The following is a 16,450-nucleotide window of genomic DNA, read 5'->3' as shown; positions in this document are numbered from 1 at the left end:
CAGCGGGCTTGCTCGCAAGGCTGACACTGGCCCTCGCTAGGGTCAGTCGCATGGAGATCCGAGGTTCCGCCATCGTCACCGGGGCCGCGTCGGGCATCGGGGCCGCCGTCGCCCGACAGCTGGCCGCGGCGGGCGCGACCGTGGTGGTCGCCGACGTCCAGGACGACAAGGGGAAGGCGCTCGCGGAGGAGATCGGCGGGGCGTTCGCGCACGTCGACGTCACGAGCACCGACGACATCGTGGCGGCCGTCGACCAGGCCTCCGAGCTCGGCGAGCTGCGGATCCTGGTGAACTCCGCTGGCATCGGTCCCGCCTCGCGCACCGTCGGCCGCGACGGCACCTACGACTCCGCGCACGACCTGGACGTGTACAAGAAGGTGATCGCGATCAACCTGATCGGCACCTTCGACATGACCCGGATCGCCGGCACGGCCATGTCGCGGCTCGACCCGCTGGAGTCCGGCGAGCGCGGCGCGATCGTCAACCTGGCGAGCGTCGCGGCGTTCGACGGCCAGATCGGGCAGGCGGCGTACTCCTCCTCCAAGGGCGGCATCGTCGGGATGACGCTGCCGGTCGCGCGAGACCTCTCGGCGATCGGGGTCCGCCTCAACACCGTCGCGCCCGGACTGATCGACACCCCGATCTACGGCGAGGGCGAGAAGGCCGAGGAGTTCAAGGCGCGGCTGGGGGAGTCGGTGCTGTTCCCGAAGCGGCTCGGTACGCCGGACGAGCTCGCGTCGATGGTGCTCGAGTGCCTGCGGAACTCCTACATGAACGGTGCCGTCGTGCGGGTCGACGGCGGCATCCGGATGCCTCCCAAGTGACTCGCCCGGAGATCGTGCTGTGAGGGGCGTCCTCGTCGAGCGCCCCGGCGGCCCCGAGGTGCTGACGCTCGCCGACCTCGCCGAACCCGTCCCCGGCCCGGACAGCGTGCTGGTGGAGGTCGAGGCGGTCGGGGTGAACCCGGTCGACATCGGCAACCGGACCGACCCGTCCTGGGCGGGCCTCGTTCCGCCGTACATCCTGGGCTACGAGTTCGCCGGCCGTGTCGTCGAGACAGGTGAGCCGATCTGGGGGCTGCTCCCGGTGCAGGGGGTGCAGTACGGCGCCCTCGTCGAGCGGATCGCCGTACCTCGGGAGTACCTCGCGCCGCGACCGCCCGAGCTGGACCCGATCGTCGCGGCGGCGCTGCCGATGGCCGGGTGTACGGCGCAGCAGGTGCTCCAGCGGATGCCGCTCGCGGCCGGGTCCTGGCTGCTGGTCCACGGGGCCGCGGGCGGGGTCGGGCACCTGCTCGTGCAGATGGCGCACCGCAGGGGCCTGCGGGTCGCGGCTGCCGCTCGTCATGACGACCGCCGTCGCCTCGAGGAGCTCGGGGTCGACCTCTGGCTCGACCGCTCCGAGCCGTCACCCGCCCAGGCCGCGGTCGACAAGCTCGGCAACGAGCTGGACGCCGTCGTCGACCTGGTCGGGGGCCAGCTCGAGCCGTCGCTGCCCTACGTCCGCGTCGGTGGCCACGCCGCCACCATCGTCGACCTCTCGGGCGACCTCGAGCTTGCGATCGACCGCAACATCGACCTGCACGGCGTCCTGATGCGTCCCGGCCGCGACCGGCTCTACCAGCTCGCCTCCGCGATCAGCGCCGGCGTACGCCCGCACGTCACCGACACCTACCCGCTCGAGCGCGTCGCCGACGCCCACCGCCGGCTCGAGGCCGGCCGCGTGGGCGGCAAGCTGGTCGTCACCCTCTGACCCTTCGTAACGTCATACGGACGAGCCAGTCCGTATGACGTCCCGCGGGTCAGATCCGGACGCGGGCGGACGTCGGGTCGTAGAGCGGGCGGAGCGAGACCTCCGCGGCGTACCGCTCACCGGCGATGTCGACCTCCCACCGGCCGGCGATGAGCCAGTCCTTGGTGACCTTCTCGTCGGCGTTCACGAAGGCGAGCCCGACGGAGGCGCCCAGGGTCCAGCCGTACGAAGCGGCGCGGACGTAGCCGACCACCTCGCCGTCGCGGAGCACCGGCTCGGCGTGGTACAGCAGCGGCTCCGGGTCGACCAGCTTGATCTGGACCAGGCGCTGGGTCGAGGGGAAGTCGGTGCGGCGCTTCTCCAGCATGGCCTTACCGCGGAAGTCGGTGTCCCACGCGACCGCGAAGCCGAGGCCCACGTCGAGCGGGCAGTCGGTGTTGTCGATGTCGTGGCCGTAGTCGCGGTAGGCCTTCTCCATCCGCAACGACGCCAGCGCCTTGAGCCCGACCGGCTGCACGCCCTCGCCGGCGGCCAGCGCGTCGTACAGGTCGAGCGCGCGGTCGGCCGCGACGTACAGCTCGTAGCCGAGCTCGCCGAGGTAGGTGATGCGGGCGCAGGTGACCGGGACGCCGGCGACGTCGACCTCGCGCACGCCGCGGAACGGCCAGGCGTCGCTGGTGAGGTCGGCGTCGGTCAGCTTCGCGAGGACGTCGCGGGAGAGCGGGCCCTGCAGGTTGAGCTGGGCGTAGGCCGTGGTGGCGTCCTCGACGCGTACGTCGCGACCTCGCGCCGCGCGGCCGAGCATCCCGGCGACGTGCCCGTGCGCCGTGTCGGAGGCGACGACCCAGAAACGGTCGTCGGCGAGCTTCGAGACGGTCAGGTCCGCCTCGATCCGACCGTCGTCGTTGAGCCACTGGGTGTAGGTGATCCAGCCGGGGTCGCCGTTCACGTGGCCGGCCGACAGGTGGTCGAGCATCGCGCCGGCCTCCGGGCCGGTGACGGAGAACTTCGCCATGAACGACATGTCCATCAGCCCGACGCCCTCGCGGACGGTACGGTGCTCGGCCTCCCACTGCTCGAACCACGGCGCCCGGCCCCAGGTCGCCTCGGCGCTCGGCGTCCGGCCCGGGCCGGCGAACCAGTCGGCGCCCTCCCAGCCGGAGACCTCGCGCAGGTAGCCGCCCTTGGCGACAAGCCGGTCGTGCACGGGGGAGAGGAGCCGGTCGCGCATGGTGCGCAGCTGCTTGCCCGGCGTGTGGGCGGCGTACACGGTGCCGAGGATCTCGGTGGTGCGCTCGCGCCGGTACGCCGGCTCGAGCTGGTCGGTGCGGAACCGCGCGACGTCCCAGGCGGTGACGTCGACGTCCGGCAGGCCGGCGATGATCCAGTGCGCCATGACCCGGCCGAGGCCGCCGGCGGAGAGCACGCCGACGGAGTTCATGCCGGCGGCCACGAAGTAGTTCTTGATGCCCGGCGCCTCACCGACTGCCGGCATCAGGTCGGGCGTGAACGACTCGGGGCCGCAGAAGAAGGTCCGCACCCCGACCTCGAGCGTGACCGGCACGCGCGCCATCGCCTTCTCGAGGAACGGGCCCATCCGGTCCCAGTCGGGCTTGAGCGTGGTGAAGCTCGCGCTGCGCGGGATGCCGTCGACCGACCAGGCCGCGGCGTGCGGCTCGAAGAGGCCGACCATCATCCCGCCGCCCTCTTCGCGGTAGTAGCCGTACGACGCGGGGTCCTCGAAGATCGGTGCGTCGGGGTCGATGCCGTCGATGGTGTCGGTGATCAGGTAGTAGTGCTCGGCCGCCTGGTTGGGGATCACCACGCCGCTCTTCTCCCCGAGCTCGCGGGCCCACATGCCGGTGCAGTTCACGACGTACTCGCACTCGATCGTCTGGCCGGCAGATCCGGTGGTTGAGGAAGGCGCCCCGGCGCCTGTTTCTAAACCACCGACCACGACTCCGCGCACCTCGCCGTGGTCGACGAGCACGTCCTCGACGCGGACGCCCTCGACGACCCGGACGCCGAGGTTCTTCGCGCCGCGGGCGAGCGCCTGGGTGAGGTCGACCGGGTTGACCCGTCCGTCGCCGGGGACGTGGAAGCCGGCGAGCAGGTCGTCGGTCTCGGCCCAGGGGAAGAGGTCCTTCATCTCCCGCGGCCCGATCTCCTCGACCTCGAGCCCGAGGTGGCGTTGGAAGGCCGCGACCCGGCGGTACTCGTGCAGCCGGTCGGCGTCCGCCGCCGCCTCGATCATCCCCACCGGCTTGAACCCGGTCGAGACCCCGGTCTCCGCCTCGAGTCGGGCGTACAGGTCGCGGGAGTAGAGCCGGATGCCGGTGCTGGTCTCGGACGTCGACCCGAAGCAGGTCATGAGCCCGGCGGCGTGCCACGTCGTACCACTCGTCAACCGGTCGCGTTCCAGCACGACGACGTCGGTCCAGCCCTCGTGGGCGAGGTGGTAGGCGACCGAGCACCCGATCACGCCGCCCCCGATGACGACGACCCGGGCCCGGTCGGGCACTGCAGATGACGCGGAAGTCTGGGTCACCGGCACAACCTACCGGGGTGCCTGTCCGGGCGCCGCCGTCGCTTGTAGCGCCCTGTTACCCCCACCCTGGGCGCCCGCAGGACGGCGCCCTCGCGCGTATAACAGGGCGTTACAAGCGGAAGCGTCCGGGCCGAGGAAGGGGGTACGCCGGGAGCAAACCGGTTCGCGCGGGGGAGCGGGCCGACCTACCCTTGACGCAGATGACGAACGCACGTGACTTCTCCCTCGACAGCGAGCTGGCCAACACGGCCGGTTGGGACCTCGACGACGGAGACGGGATCGAGAACCTCGACGACCCGGCCGACGACAGCGACGGCTGGGAGTCCGGGTACGCCGACGACGACCCCGAGCTCACCGGTGGCGAGCAGGACCTCGCCGAGCGGTACGCCCTCCGGCGGGTGGCGGGACTCAGCACCGAGCTCGAGGACATCACCGAGGTCGAGTACCGCCAGCTCCGGCTCGAGCGGGTCGTCCTGGTCGGCGTCTGGACCGACGGCAGCGTCGAGGACGCCGAGAACTCCATGGCCGAGCTCGCCGCTCTCGCCGAGACGGCAGGCTCGGAGGTGCTGGACGCGGTCTACCAGCGCCGCGACAAGCCCGACCCCGCGACGTACGTCGGCCGCGGCAAGGTCGAGGGGCTCGGCGAGATCGTCCGGGCCAGCGGCGCCGACACCGTGATCTGCGACGGCGAGCTGGCGCCGAGCCAGCTGCGCAACCTGGAGGACCGGCTCAAGGTCAAGGTCGTCGACCGCACCGCGCTGATCCTCGACATCTTCGCCCAGCACGCGAAGTCCAAAGAGGGCCAGGCGCAGGTCGAGCTCGCCCAGCTCAACTACATGAAGCAGCGCCTCCGCGGCTGGGGCGGCAACCTGTCCCGCCAGGTCGGCGGCCGGGCCGCGGGCGGCGTCGGCATCGGTGGTCGCGGTCCCGGCGAGACCAAGATCGAGACCGACCGCCGGCGCATCAACACCAAGATCGCCCGGCTACGTCGCGAGCTCGCGCACATGAAGGGCACCCGCGACACGAAGCGTCAGGAGCGCCGCCGCCGCCACATCCCGAGCGTCGCGATCGCGGGCTACACCAACGCCGGCAAGTCCAGCCTGCTCAACCGGCTGACCGGGGCCGGGGTGCTGGTCGAGGACGCGCTGTTCGCCACCCTCGACCCGACCACCCGGCGTACGACGACCGGCGACGGCCGCGTGTACACGATGTCCGACACCGTCGGCTTCGTCCGCCACCTGCCCCACCAGCTGGTCGAGGCGTTCCGCTCCACGTTGGAGGAGGTCGCCGACTCCGACCTGATCCTGCACGTCGTGGACGGATCCCATCCCGACCCCGAGGGCCAGATCGCGGCGGTGCGCGAGGTGTTCGCCGAGATCGGCGCCGACAAGGTGCCCGAGATCATCGTGATCAACAAGGCGGACGCCGCCGACCCGCTGGTGCTCGCCCGGGTCAGGCAGCGCGAGCCGCACGCCGTCGTCGTCAGCGCCAAGACCGGCGAGGGCATCGCCGAGGCGCTCGCCGTCGTCGAGGACGACCTTCCGCGGCCGGGCGTCGAGTTCGAGGCCCTCGTGCCCTACGCGCGCGGCGACCTGCTCGACCGGCTGCACCAGCACGGTGAGATCGAGTCGCTGGAGCACACCGGCGACGGCACCGTGGTCCGCGGCCGCGCGCACGCAGACCTCGCGGGCGAGCTGGCCGCGTACCCCGTCTGACCGTTCCCACCCATTCCCAGCGGGGCCGGCGCGGTCCTACGCTCGGACCGTGTTCAGCATGGTCACGCTGCACGACGGACGCACCCTGGAGTACGCCGATCTCGGCGACCCGGCGGGTCGGCCCGTCGTCTTCTTCCCCGGAACGCCCGCGACCGCTGCGCAGGGTGCCGTCGTCGCCGACGCCGCCCGCGTGAACGGCGTCCGGCTCGTCGCCGTCTCCCGGCCGGGCTACGGCGCATCCACGAACACCCCGCCCGGTCTGACCTCGGCCGCCGCCGATGCCGTGGAGCTGGCCGACCAGCTGGGCGTGGAGCGGTTCGTGGCGATGGGTGTGTCGGGCGGCGCGCCGTACGCCCTCGCCGCCGCGGCCCTCGCGCCCGACCGGGTGAGCTCGGTCGCCGTCCTCGGGGGTCCCGGGAGCCACGCCGAGGTGAACCCCGAGGACCTGGACGACGACGACCGCCGCGCGCTCGCGATGATCGCGGACGGGGACGTCGACGACGCGATCGCGCTCGAGACGGCAGCGGCGGACAACCAGCTCGCCGGCCTGAGAGGTCTGAGCACCGAGGAGTTCGCGGCGGCCTTCCGGCAGATGGCGCCGCCGGGGCCCAACTGGTTCGACGACCATCCGGACAGCCGCCCCGCCTTCAACGCCGACTTCCAGCGAGGCATCACGACCTCCGAGGGCTACGTCCGCGACAACGTCTCCTGGCTCGGGCCCTGGGACTTCGACCTCGCCGCGGTGACGGTCCCGGTCCGGCTCGTGTACGGCGAGAGCGACCGGATGGTCCCGTCGGAGCACGGCGAGTGGCTCCGCGAGCGGCTCGCCGACAGCGAGATGCACGTCGTACCCGGCGGGCACGGCCACGCCACCTTCGGCGCGGCCGAGGAGACGTTCGCGATCCTCGGGGCGGAGTGAGGGCGTGCCGGACGTCGACGTCGTCACGGGGACGGTGATCCGCCGCCCGGTCGCCGAGGTGTCGTCGTACGCCGCGGATCCGGCCCACGCGCCGGAGTGGTACGCCAACATCGAGTCGATCACCTGGCGCACCGACCCGCCCGTGGCGGTCGGGTCGCGGCTGGACTTCGTGGCCAGGTTCCTCGGGCGCACGCTCTCCTACACCTACGAGGTCGTCGACCTCGAGCCGGGCGAACGGCTGGTGATGCGCACCGCCGAGGGGCCGTTCCCGATGGAGACGACCTACACCTGGGAGCCCGCCGGGCCCGACTCCACCCGGATGACCCTGCGCAACCGCGGCACGCCGTCTGGCTTCGCCGCGGTCGGCGCCCCGGTGATGGCGGCCGCGATGCGGCGAGCGAACAAGAAGGACCTCTCCCGCCTCAAGGAGATCCTCGAGAGCTGAGGCCGACGCCGGCCCCGATCAGGAGGACTTGCGGTCCTGCTGGGCGGTCGGGTCGACCAGGCGTACGCCGACCCCGCGCACGCTCTGCAGGTAGCGCGGCTGGGCCGCGGTCTCGCCGAGCTTGCGGCGCAGCCAGGACAGGTGGACGTCGACGGTCCGGTCGGAGCCGTCGGCGTGCTGCCACACGTCGGCCAGCAGAGTGCGCTTGCTGACAACTTCGCCCGTGCGCGCCGCCAGCGCGAGGAGCAGGTCGAACTCCCGCCGCGTCAGCTCCAGCGGCCGGTCCGCGAGGGTGGCGGTGCGGGTGGGGGCGTGGATGGTCAGCTCGCCCACCCGGATCGGGTCCGACGACGCGTGCCGGTGGGTACGCCGCAGCACGGCCCGGACGCGGGCGGTGACCTGCTCGAAGCCGAACGGCTTCACGACGTAGTCGTCCGCCCCGGCGTCCAGCGCGGCGACCATCGTCGGGTCGTCGTCGACCGCGGTGAGCACGATGATCGGCACCGAGCCGGCCGCACGGATCATCCCGATCACGGTCAGCCCGTCGACGTCCGGCAGGCCGAGGTCGAGCAGGACGAGGTCGGGGTGGTCGCCGAGCACGGCTTCGAGACCGGCGATGCCGGTCGCCGCGGACTGGACGGAGTGGCCGCGCTCGACCAGCCCCTGTTCCAACGCGGCACGGATCGAGGGGTCGTCCTCGATCACGAGGATGGTGGTCATCGCGGGTCAACGTCTTTCGGTCAAGGGTCGGTCACCTCACGGGATACGTCGCCACCCACATGCCCGGGTGGGCTCTCCCCAGCGAGGTTCCGTGCGGAAACCCTTGTCCCCCGTCGCGGATAGGGTGCACCAGTGCCCGCCGTCCGTCTACCCACCACCGACGTGTTGGGGACGGCGGTGTCCGCGCTCGGAGGCGAGGAACGCCCCGGACAGGTCGCCATGGCGGAGGCCGTCACCGAGGCGCTGACCGAGCACCGACACCTCGTCGTGCAGGCCGGCACCGGCACCGGCAAGTCCCTGGCCTACCTCGTTCCGGCGCTGCTCCACGACAAGCGAGTCGTCGTCGCGACCGCGACACTGGCCCTCCAGCACCAGCTGGTCGAGCGCGACATCCCGCGACTGGTCGAGGCGGTCTCCGAGGTCCACCCCGAGGTCGACACGTCGTACGCCGTGCTCAAGGGTCGCTCCAACTACGCCTGCCTGCACCGGGTGCGTGAGGGTGCGCCCGACGACGACCAGGGCGCCTTGGTCGAGCTCCCCCAGAGCACGCTCGGGAAGAAGGTGCTCGAGCTGCGCGCCTGGGCCGAGGAGGAGGCCGAGCACGGCGGCAGCGGCGAGCGCGACCGCGCGCCCCGCCACACCGACCGCGAGTGGCGACAGGTCAGCGTCAGCCACCGCGACTGCCTCGGCGCGTCCCGGTGCCCGTTCGGCGAGGAGTGCTTCGTCGAGGTCGCCCGCGAGCAGGCCCACCGGTCCCACCTGATCGTCACCAACCACTCATTGCTCGCGATCGACGCGATCGAGGGCGTCCCGATGATCCCCGACTACGACGTGGTGGTCGTCGACGAGGCCCACGAGGTCGTCGCGCGGGTCACCCAGGCGGCCACCGACGAGCTGCTCGCCTCCGACGTCGACCGGGCGGCACGCCGTTCGCGTCGGTACGTCGAGTCCGACTCCGCCGACCTGTCCCCGGCCGACGACCTCGCCGACGCCGGCGACGCCCTGGGGGCGGCGATCGGGGAGTGTCGTCCCGGGCGGTTCGACGAGGTGCCCGAGATGCTGGCCGACGCGCTGGTCCTCGTGCGCGACGCCGCGCGGGCCTGCCTCTCGGCGTACCCCAAGGAGACCGACTCCGGTGAGCCGGACGCCGGCCGCACCCAGGCGCGCGGCTCGGTGCAGGAGGTGTTCGTCACCGCGGAGCGGATGGCCGTTCGATCGGAGTCCGACGTGCTCTGGCTGAGCGAGGGAGGCGATCGCATCCCGCCGCGCCTGTGCGTCGCGCCGCTCGAGGTCTGGGGCCCGATGCGCGACAAGCTGATGACCGACAAGACCGTGGTGATGACCTCGGCGACCCTGATGCTCGGCGGCGACTTCGACGCGATTGCCACCTCGGTCGGGCTGCGGCCCACCGAACGGGTCGACACCACCACCGGCGACCCCGCGGCACCCGGCGGCGACGAGCGCGACGCGCTGCCGTGGGCCGGGCTCGACGTGGGCTCGCCGTTCGACTACGGGCAGCAGGCGATCCTCTACGTCGCGCGGCACCTCCCGCCCCCGGGCCGCGACGGGCTGGGCGAGGCACAGCTCGCCGAGATCGCGTCGCTGGTCGACGCCGCCGACGGGCGGACGCTGGGGCTGTTCAGCTCACGCCGGGCCGCGGAGGCCGCCGCCGAGGCGATCCGCGAACGGCTGCCCCACCTGACCACCCTCGCTCAGGGCGAGGCGCAGCTGCCCGAGCTCGCCCGGCAGTTCGTCGGCGACCCGCACACGTGTCTCTTCGGCACGCTCAGCCTGTGGCAGGGCCTCGACGTGCCCGGCGACACCTGTCAACTGGTGCTCATCGACCGCATCCCGTTCCCGCGGCCCGACGACCCCTTGATGAGCGCCCGGCAGCGGGCCGCCGACCGCGAGGGCCGCAACGGCTTCATGCAGGTCGCCGCCACCCACGCCGCCCTGCTGCTCGCGCAGGGCACCGGCCGGCTGATCCGCACCACCACCGACCGCGGGGTCGTGGCGATCCTCGACCCCCGGCTGGCGACGGCGCGCTACGGCTCCTTCCTCAAGGCGAGCCTGCCGCCGATGTGGACGACGTACGACGGCGACCTGGTGCGCCAGGCGCTCAAGCGACTGGCCCACGCGGAGCAACACACCGCCTGACGCGCGGGCGTTCACCGTCCGCCGAGGACGCCCCGGCGCGCTAGCAGCTGTAACGGCGCTTCGGGGGCGGCTCGGCCGGGACGGTGTCGCCGACCTCCGGCGCCATCGAGGAGGGCGCGATCGGCTCGTGCGCGACCCGCTCGCCGAGGATCTGCTCGTGGGTGATCTGCCGGTGAGCAGGTGAGCCGGCGATCCGGCGCCGGAGCTCCAGGCTGCGGGCCTTCGCCTGGTGACGGCTGTCGGCGAACCACGGGTCGACCAGCCACATCGCCACGATCACCAGCGCCCAGCCGGCAGCGACGTCGAGGATCCAGTGGTTGCCGGTGCCGATCACCACGACGGCGGTGATCAAGGCGTGCACCCAGGCCAGACCGCGCGCCCAGTAGTTGCGGGTCGAGCGTCGGACCACCAGCGCGACCCACAGCGCCCAGCCGGCGTGCAGGCTCGGGAACGCGGCCAGCTCGTTGGTCAGCCCGCCCATCCCCTTCGGAGCGGAGGCGTCGGTGCTCCACCAGCCGTCGGCGGCGTGCAGGCTGAGCACGTCGACGTACCCGCCGGTCAGCCGCGGCGGTGCAGTCGGGAGCAGCAGGTAGCAGGCCAGGCCCAGCAGGCAGGACACGACCAGCGCCCAGCGGGCGGGGGAGTAGTGCTGAGCGCCCTTGCGGTAGAGCCAGACCAGCACCCACAGCGTGACGACGTAGTGGCAGGCGGCGTACCAGTAGTCGGCCGGGATCGCGGCCCAGTCGTGCGCCACGAACCAGTTGTTGATCGCGTGCTCCCAGTCGAGGTGGAGCACCCGCTCGAGCGAGAGCAGGTCGCCGGCCCGGTCCTGCGCGGGAGCGAGGTCACCGTCGGCGAAGGTGCGGGTGATGCAGTAGAAGACATAGAGGATGCCGATGAACAGGATCTCGCGCACACCACGACGCCCGAGGAAGTTCCCCCGGGCGATCGTCGTCTGCACGCTCGATCGAACGCTCACCGACCCATCCTCTCAGGAGATGCAAAGCATTTGCATCATCCCTATGACGTACAGAGCGGCGTCCCTGTGACGTACCCCGTATCTACAAGAGAGCACCGACAGTCGCCAGATACTTCCCGATGAGGGGTGTGAGTTTCGGCTCGATCGCGCGGCTCAGGCCTGGGTCAGACGCGGCGCAGGACCGCGGTCACCTTGCCGAGGATGGTGGCGTGGGTGCCGTCGATCGGGTCGTACGCCGTGTTGTGCGGCAGCAACCAGACCTTGCCGTCCTTGCGCTGCAACGTCTTCACGGTGGCCTCGCCCTCGATCAGCGCGGCCACGATCTCGCCGTTGTCGGCGGTCTGCTCCTGGCGCACCACGACGTAGTCGCCGTCGCAGATCGCGGCGTCGATCATCGAGTCGCCGCGCACCTCGAGCAGGAAGAGCGTGCCCTCGCCGACCAGCTGCCGCGGCAGCGGGAAGACGTCCTCCAGGGTCTCCTCGGCCAGGATCGGGCCGCCGGCCGCGATCCGGCCGACCATCGGGACGTACGCCGCCTGGGGGCGCGCGTCGCCGACCCCGGTCTCGTCGTACGACGACTCGGCGCTGTCGGCCCCACTGATCGACCGGCGCGCGGCCATCACTTCGGGCAGGAACACTTCGAGCGCGCGCGGCCGGTTGGGGTCGCGCTTGAGGAAGCCCTTCTCCTCCAGCACCCGGAGCTGGTGGGCGACGCTGGAGCTGCTGGTGAGCCCGACCGCCTGGCCGATCTCGCGCATGCTCGGCGGGTAGCCGCGCTTCTCGATCGCCTCCTTGATCGTGGCCAGGACCCGCTGCTGGCGCGGGGTGAGCCCGGTGGCGTCGGGCGGACCGTCCGGCAGCTCGCTGACGCGCCTGCCCGTGCTCTTCGTCATGGCGGACACCGTACGGCGGCGAGACGTCGTGATCAAACACCTGTTCGAATCGGGCGTGTCGGTGCCGGATCCGGCGACCCACCGGGTTCGTCGTACGACCCGGCTCAGCCGTGACCGAGGGCGCGGGCCAGCTCGTCGCGGCCCATCTTCGAGCGGCCCTGGATGTTGCGCCGCTTGGCCTCCTCGTAGAGCTCCTGCCGGGTCTTCGGGCTCGACGACCCGGTGCGCTTGCGCTGGGCCACCGCGGCGCCCTGCTTGCCGAGGGCGGTCCTGGTCGAGGCCGGCATGTTCGAGATCGACTTCTTCCGCCGGGCACCCTGCTGCGCCTTCTGCACGTTCTTCCGGGCGGCTTGCCTCTGCTTCGTCGTGGCCATGAGGTCACCTCCTGCGGATCGGTACCCGGCCACGTCTGGTTGACTCGCCGGGATGGACAGCTGTGTCATCACCGGCGGGGCGCGGGGGATCGGGCGCGGGATCGCCGAGCGCATGGTCGGGCGCGGGTACGCCGTCGTGGTCACCGACGTCGACGGCGAGGGCGCGCGTCGTACGGCCGAGGAGATCGGCGCCGCCGTCGGGCTCGAGCAGGACGTGCGTGACCCGGCCGGGCACCGGTTCGTCGCCACGACCGCGAGCGACCTGGGCCGGCTGACCGCGTGGTTCAACAACGCCGGCGTCGGCGACGACGGTCGGCTCGCCGATCTGAGCGACGAGCAGATACGCCGCCTGGTCGAGGTGAACCTGCTCGGTTGTCTGTGGGGGATGCGCGCCGCGCTGTCGACGTTCTCTGGCCGGGGCGACATCGTGAACATCGCCTCGCTGTCCGGGCTCGGCCCGGTGCCGGGCTACTCGGCGTACGCCGCCACCAAGGCCGCGATCGTCTCCGCCACGATGTCGGTCGCGGGCGAGGCGCCGCGCGGCGTGCGGGTGCACGCGCTGTGCCCCGACGGCGTCCAGACCGCCCTGCTCGAGGGACAGGACACGACGCGGCTCGGCGCGCAGCTGGTGCACTCGGGCGGCCGGATCCTGAGCGTCGACGAGACAGCCGCGGCGGCCGTCGCGCTGCTCGGCTCGCGGCGGATCGTCCGGACCGTGCCCGGCTGGCGCGGTGGACTGGTCCGGTCGACGACCCTCGCGCCGTCGGTCGCCCGGCACGGCACGCGGCTGTTCGCCGCCCTCGGCCGCCGAGCGATCCGGCGCCACGCCCAGGAGCGGTGACCTGGGACCGGTTTCCCGCAACCGGACGGGTCCTGTCTCACCGCCGTCGGCATGACGGAGTTTCGAACATTTGTTCGTGTCGCTGCTTGAAACCGCTCGAACACCTGCTCTAACGTCGTACACCTGTTCGATCGAACGTCTGATCGGACACCACCGGATGACCCAGCCAGCCGCTCTCGGGGGCGACTGTCGGTGGTGGCCACTAGACACAGATCAACACTTCCCCAGGAGGACCGATGAGCAGCACTCTGGCCACCAGTGCAGGCGCCGCCCGCACCCCGCGCCTGACCCCGCCGGCCGCGCCCACCCGCAAGGCGACGCCCCGGCGGCGCACGGTCGGGCAGGGTGCGTCGCTGGTCGGCCGCGCCGACCGGCCCGTGCTGCGCATCGTCGCCGACGACGAGCGCATGCCGGTCCTCACCCGGATCGCACCGACGGTCGAGCCCGCACTCCCTTCGGTGGTCGAGCCGGTGGGCGGTGTCGAGACCCACCGGCGCGTCGATCTCGCCGACTTCTTCGCGGCGGAGTACGACGGCGACGACGTCTCGGTCGCGATCGCCCGGCCCCGCCCGAGCTCGCTCCGGCTGACCCGCCGTGGCCGCCTCGTCGTCTTCGGCGCGGGCCTCGCCGCGATGCTCGGCCTCGGCTTCGTCGCCGCCACCGGTTCGCTGGCCGACGACCAGCCCGAGCCGACCCGGGTCGTCACGGTGCAGCCCGGCCAGACCCTGTGGGACATCGCCGCCCGCGGCTCCGACGGCGGCGACGTGCGAGCCACCGTCGCCCACCTCGAGGCGATCAACCATCTCGACTCACCGGCCCTCCAGGTCGGCCAGCACCTCCGCGTCCCGAAGTAGCAGCCACGAACTTCCGCCCCGGCCGACTCGACCCCGGCCGGTGCGGGGAGCCCTTCGAGACGCTCGCTGCGCGAGCTCCTCAGGGGCCACCGGGGAAGACGGAGGACGGCGTGCCCTACCCACGCCGTCCTCCGCGGTTTCCCGAGCACGGGGGCCGAGCCTGCGAGGCCACCGTGCGAGAGAAGCAAGGCTGACTGCCGTCCCCGGATGGTCGGGTTCTATCGATCGACCAGCCGCCGCACGAACTTCAGCCCCGACCACGTCTCGTCGATCGCGGCCACCTTCACGTCCACCCACCCGATCCCGAGCCCCAGCTCCCGGACGACGTTCTCGTTCAGGTCGGTGTCGATGCCGAGCCGCTTCACGGCGGCCTGCTTCGGCCACGCCACCCAGACCATCCCGTCGCTCACGGTGCGCTCGCACACGGCCGGCAGCCGCTCGGCCAGCGTCGCCAGCCGGGTGTGGAACGTGACCGTCACGTCCAGCCCGCCCCGCAGTCGGCGTACGAGGTGAGCGGACGGCGGCAGCCCGAGGTCCAGGCCGTGGGGCAGCCGGTCGAGCAGCACGACGTGACCAGGCTTCACGCCGAGCTTCGTGGCCAGCGGGGTGCCGGAGTAGCCGGCGGTCGCACCCGCCATCAGCGCGCCGCCCGGCGCCCACCCGGCGCCCGCGGGGGAGCAGCGGGCACGGCCGCGGCCCGGACCCGCGCCACGAACCGGGCGCCCAGCATCATCGCGAAGAACAGGCAGGCGATCGCGCCGACCGTGGCCATCGCCAGGAACCACCACGCGGTGCGATCGCCGTTACGGGCGCTGGTGCCGAAGTCGATGGCCAGGTAGACCAGGTAGCCCCACGCGACCACCGCGGCGGTGATCCCGAGCGCGATCAGCAGGAGCGGACCCCGCGACGAGGGGGCACGCGGCGTACCCCCTCCGGACTCCTCGAGACGCGCGGGCCCGGCGTGCCTCGGTGCGGCCCGCTTCCCCGTCGTCACCGGGCCATTGTGACCGATGCCCGGAGCACCCGACACGCCGATCCGCAGACCCGCGCGAAGCCGCTCCGGTGCCGCTGACCTGTGCATTTGCCGGTACGCCGGGTCCGCGGAGATTTGTTGTCCCGAACCGCTTGCCAAGCCCCGGCACCCGACGTACGGTTACCACTACATCTAGTAGTTACACGGTTGTGGTTCTCCACATGTAGTTCACATCTACAGGGTGCTGGACCCACAGAAATGAGCCGGTTCTCCACAGTCGAAGGGGTACCGGTCCACAGGAAGACACCCCCTCCACGGGGGACTTCGGCGCGCCCTCTGAGCGTTGTGTCAGAGGGCGTTCGAGAGCGGGAGAGGAGGACCGAGATGCACTGCCCGTACTGCCGGCACACCGACACCAAGGTCCTCGACTCGCGCGTCTCCGAGGACGGTACGGCGATCCGCCGCCGGCGCCGCTGCGAGAGCTGTGAGAAGCGGTTCACCACGATCGAGCTGATGCAGCTGACGGTGCTCAAGCGGTCGGGTGCGACCGAGCCGTTCAACCGCGAGAAGGCGATCACCGGCGTCCGGAAGGCCTGCAAGGGCCGCCCGGTCTCCGAGGACGACCTGGCCTGCCTGGGCCAGACCGTCGAGGACGCGCTGCGCATCGAGGGCGCCGCCGAGATCCCGGCCCACGAGGTGGGGATGGCGATCCTCGGGCCGCTGCGTGCGCTCGACCCGGTCGCCTACCTGCGGTTCGCCAGCGTCTACAAGGCGTTCAGTTCGCCCGACGACTTCGAGGACGAGATCGCCCTCCTCCGCATGGAGCAGGCCGCCGCGGCCGACCACGAGCCGCAACCAGACGCCGTACCCACTGGATGACCCACAGACCACCCGGCGCGTAGTGGGGAAGCTGCGCGCCGGGTGCACCACCTCAGCAAGACCCAGCACGACCCAGCCAAGGACATTCCACCCAGACGGGTGTCGGTGGTCGGAGAGACCATCGAAGAAGCAGGACACACGGGAGAACGAGGAGCGCAGATGACCGAGACGGTTAACCCGAAGGTCAAGGGGAAGCAGGCCGGCAAGGGCCTGACGATCGACCGTGTCTTCAGCACGGCCGGCACCCACCCCTACGACGAGGTCACCTGGGAGCGCCGCGACGTCGTCCAGCAGAACTGGAAGACCGGCGAGACCGTCTTCGAGCAGCGCGGCGTGGAGTTCCCCGACTTCTGGTCGGTCAACGCCAGCACGATCGTCACCACCAAGTACTTCCGCGGCGC

General features: G+C 71.9%; 17 protein-coding genes. 10 read left to right on the top strand and 7 right to left on the bottom strand.

Annotation, left to right across the window (positions count from 1 at the left end):
* Nucleotides 1-50 precede the first annotated feature (50 nt).
* Together VGK78_RS03285 and VGK78_RS03280 are read left to right on the top strand one after the other, a co-directional pair.
* Nucleotides 51-824 carry an SDR family oxidoreductase gene (locus VGK78_RS03285; RefSeq protein ID WP_331525899.1) on the top strand — a complete coding sequence of 258 codons (774 nt, stop codon included), beginning with the start codon at nucleotides 51-53 and terminating at the stop codon, nucleotides 822-824.
* A gap of 19 nt (nucleotides 825-843) precedes the next feature.
* Nucleotides 844-1,752 carry an NADP-dependent oxidoreductase gene (locus VGK78_RS03280; RefSeq protein ID WP_331525898.1) on the top strand — a complete coding sequence of 303 codons (909 nt, stop codon included), beginning with the start codon at nucleotides 844-846 and terminating at the stop codon, nucleotides 1,750-1,752.
* 49 nt (nucleotides 1,753-1,801) lie between these two features.
* On the opposite strand, the gene VGK78_RS03275 is transcribed toward VGK78_RS03280, so the two are convergent.
* Complete coding sequence (locus VGK78_RS03275; protein WP_331525896.1) at nucleotides 1,802-4,300, bottom strand: FAD-dependent oxidoreductase; 2,499 nt, start codon at nucleotides 4,298-4,300, stop codon at nucleotides 1,802-1,804.
* Nucleotides 4,301-4,500: 200 nt separating this feature from the next.
* Between VGK78_RS03275 and hflX the strand changes: the two genes are divergently transcribed.
* The 3 genes from hflX to VGK78_RS03260 are packed head-to-tail and all read left to right on the top strand — an operon-like array spanning nucleotide 4,501 to nucleotide 7,379.
* Entirely contained in the window at nucleotides 4,501-6,015 is a 1,515-nt protein-coding gene (hflX, locus tag VGK78_RS03270) for a GTPase HflX (protein WP_331525895.1), read from the top strand.
* Nucleotides 6,016-6,073: 58 nt separating this feature from the next.
* Nucleotides 6,074-6,934, top strand: coding sequence for an alpha/beta hydrolase (locus VGK78_RS03265; protein WP_331526016.1), 861 nt, complete (start codon nucleotides 6,074-6,076; stop codon nucleotides 6,932-6,934).
* A gap of 4 nt (nucleotides 6,935-6,938) precedes the next feature.
* Nucleotides 6,939-7,379 (top strand): SRPBCC family protein, encoded by a 441-nt coding sequence (locus VGK78_RS03260; RefSeq protein WP_331525893.1) that lies wholly within the window; start codon nucleotides 6,939-6,941, stop codon nucleotides 7,377-7,379.
* An 18-nt stretch (nucleotides 7,380-7,397) separates the two neighbouring features.
* On the opposite strand, the gene VGK78_RS03255 is transcribed toward VGK78_RS03260, so the two are convergent.
* Nucleotides 7,398-8,099, bottom strand: coding sequence for a response regulator transcription factor (locus tag VGK78_RS03255; protein ID WP_331525892.1), 702 nt, complete (start codon nucleotides 8,097-8,099; stop codon nucleotides 7,398-7,400).
* A 219-nt stretch (nucleotides 8,100-8,318) separates the two neighbouring features.
* Between VGK78_RS03255 and VGK78_RS03250 the strand changes: the two genes are divergently transcribed.
* Entirely contained in the window at nucleotides 8,319-10,256 is a 1,938-nt protein-coding gene (locus tag VGK78_RS03250; protein WP_331526015.1) for an ATP-dependent DNA helicase, read from the top strand.
* Between the two features lie 40 nt (nucleotides 10,257-10,296).
* Here VGK78_RS03250 and VGK78_RS03245 read toward each other — a convergent pair whose 3' ends face one another.
* The 3 genes from VGK78_RS03245 to VGK78_RS03235 all read right to left on the bottom strand — a co-directional run bounded on the left by VGK78_RS03245 (nucleotide 10,297) and on the right by VGK78_RS03235 (nucleotide 12,502).
* Entirely contained in the window at nucleotides 10,297-11,235 is a 939-nt protein-coding gene (locus VGK78_RS03245) for a phosphatase PAP2 family protein (protein ID WP_331525890.1), read from the bottom strand.
* A gap of 164 nt (nucleotides 11,236-11,399) precedes the next feature.
* Entirely contained in the window at nucleotides 11,400-12,128 is a 729-nt protein-coding gene (gene lexA, locus VGK78_RS03240) for a transcriptional repressor LexA (RefSeq protein ID WP_331525889.1), read from the bottom strand.
* A 104-nt stretch (nucleotides 12,129-12,232) separates the two neighbouring features.
* Entirely contained in the window at nucleotides 12,233-12,502 is a 270-nt protein-coding gene (locus VGK78_RS03235) for a hypothetical protein (RefSeq protein WP_331525888.1), read from the bottom strand.
* A gap of 52 nt (nucleotides 12,503-12,554) precedes the next feature.
* Here VGK78_RS03235 and VGK78_RS03230 point away from each other — a divergent pair, with 52 nt between their 5' ends.
* Both VGK78_RS03230 and VGK78_RS03225 read left to right on the top strand, forming a co-directional pair.
* The gene (locus VGK78_RS03230; RefSeq protein WP_331525886.1) at nucleotides 12,555-13,343 is read left to right on the top strand and encodes an SDR family oxidoreductase; all 789 of its coding nucleotides are present in this window, start codon (nucleotides 12,555-12,557) and stop codon (nucleotides 13,341-13,343) included.
* Nucleotides 13,344-13,579: 236 nt separating this feature from the next.
* A complete protein-coding gene (locus VGK78_RS03225) occupies nucleotides 13,580-14,197 on the top strand; it encodes a LysM peptidoglycan-binding domain-containing protein (protein ID WP_331525885.1) in 618 nt (205 codons plus the stop codon).
* Nucleotides 14,198-14,415: 218 nt separating this feature from the next.
* On the opposite strand, the gene VGK78_RS03220 is transcribed toward VGK78_RS03225, so the two are convergent.
* Together VGK78_RS03220 and VGK78_RS03215 are read right to left on the bottom strand one after the other, a co-directional pair.
* On the bottom strand, nucleotides 14,416-14,835 hold the full coding sequence (locus tag VGK78_RS03220) for a DUF3052 domain-containing protein (protein ID WP_331525884.1): 420 nt from the start codon (nucleotides 14,833-14,835) through the stop codon (nucleotides 14,416-14,418).
* Nucleotides 14,835-15,191 (bottom strand): hypothetical protein, encoded by a 357-nt coding sequence (locus VGK78_RS03215; RefSeq protein ID WP_331525883.1) that lies wholly within the window; start codon nucleotides 15,189-15,191, stop codon nucleotides 14,835-14,837. Before VGK78_RS03215 ends, VGK78_RS03220 begins: the two co-directional genes overlap by 1 nt.
* A gap of 363 nt (nucleotides 15,192-15,554) precedes the next feature.
* Here VGK78_RS03215 and nrdR point away from each other — a divergent pair, with 363 nt between their 5' ends.
* Together nrdR and VGK78_RS03205 are read left to right on the top strand one after the other, a co-directional pair.
* Entirely contained in the window at nucleotides 15,555-16,049 is a 495-nt protein-coding gene (gene nrdR, locus VGK78_RS03210) for a transcriptional regulator NrdR (RefSeq protein ID WP_331525882.1), read from the top strand.
* A gap of 159 nt (nucleotides 16,050-16,208) precedes the next feature.
* Nucleotides 16,209-16,450, top strand: a 242-nt coding sequence (locus tag VGK78_RS03205; RefSeq protein ID WP_331525880.1) for a hypothetical protein, incomplete at its 3' end; no start/stop codon positions are given.

Origin of the sequence: Nocardioides sp. (genome assembly GCF_036503465.1) — a bacterium.
Lineage (GTDB): Bacteria > Actinomycetota > Actinomycetes > Propionibacteriales > Nocardioidaceae > Nocardioides.
The sequence above is the reverse complement of the archived record's forward strand: the minus strand, read 5'-3'. Positions and strand labels throughout refer to the sequence as shown.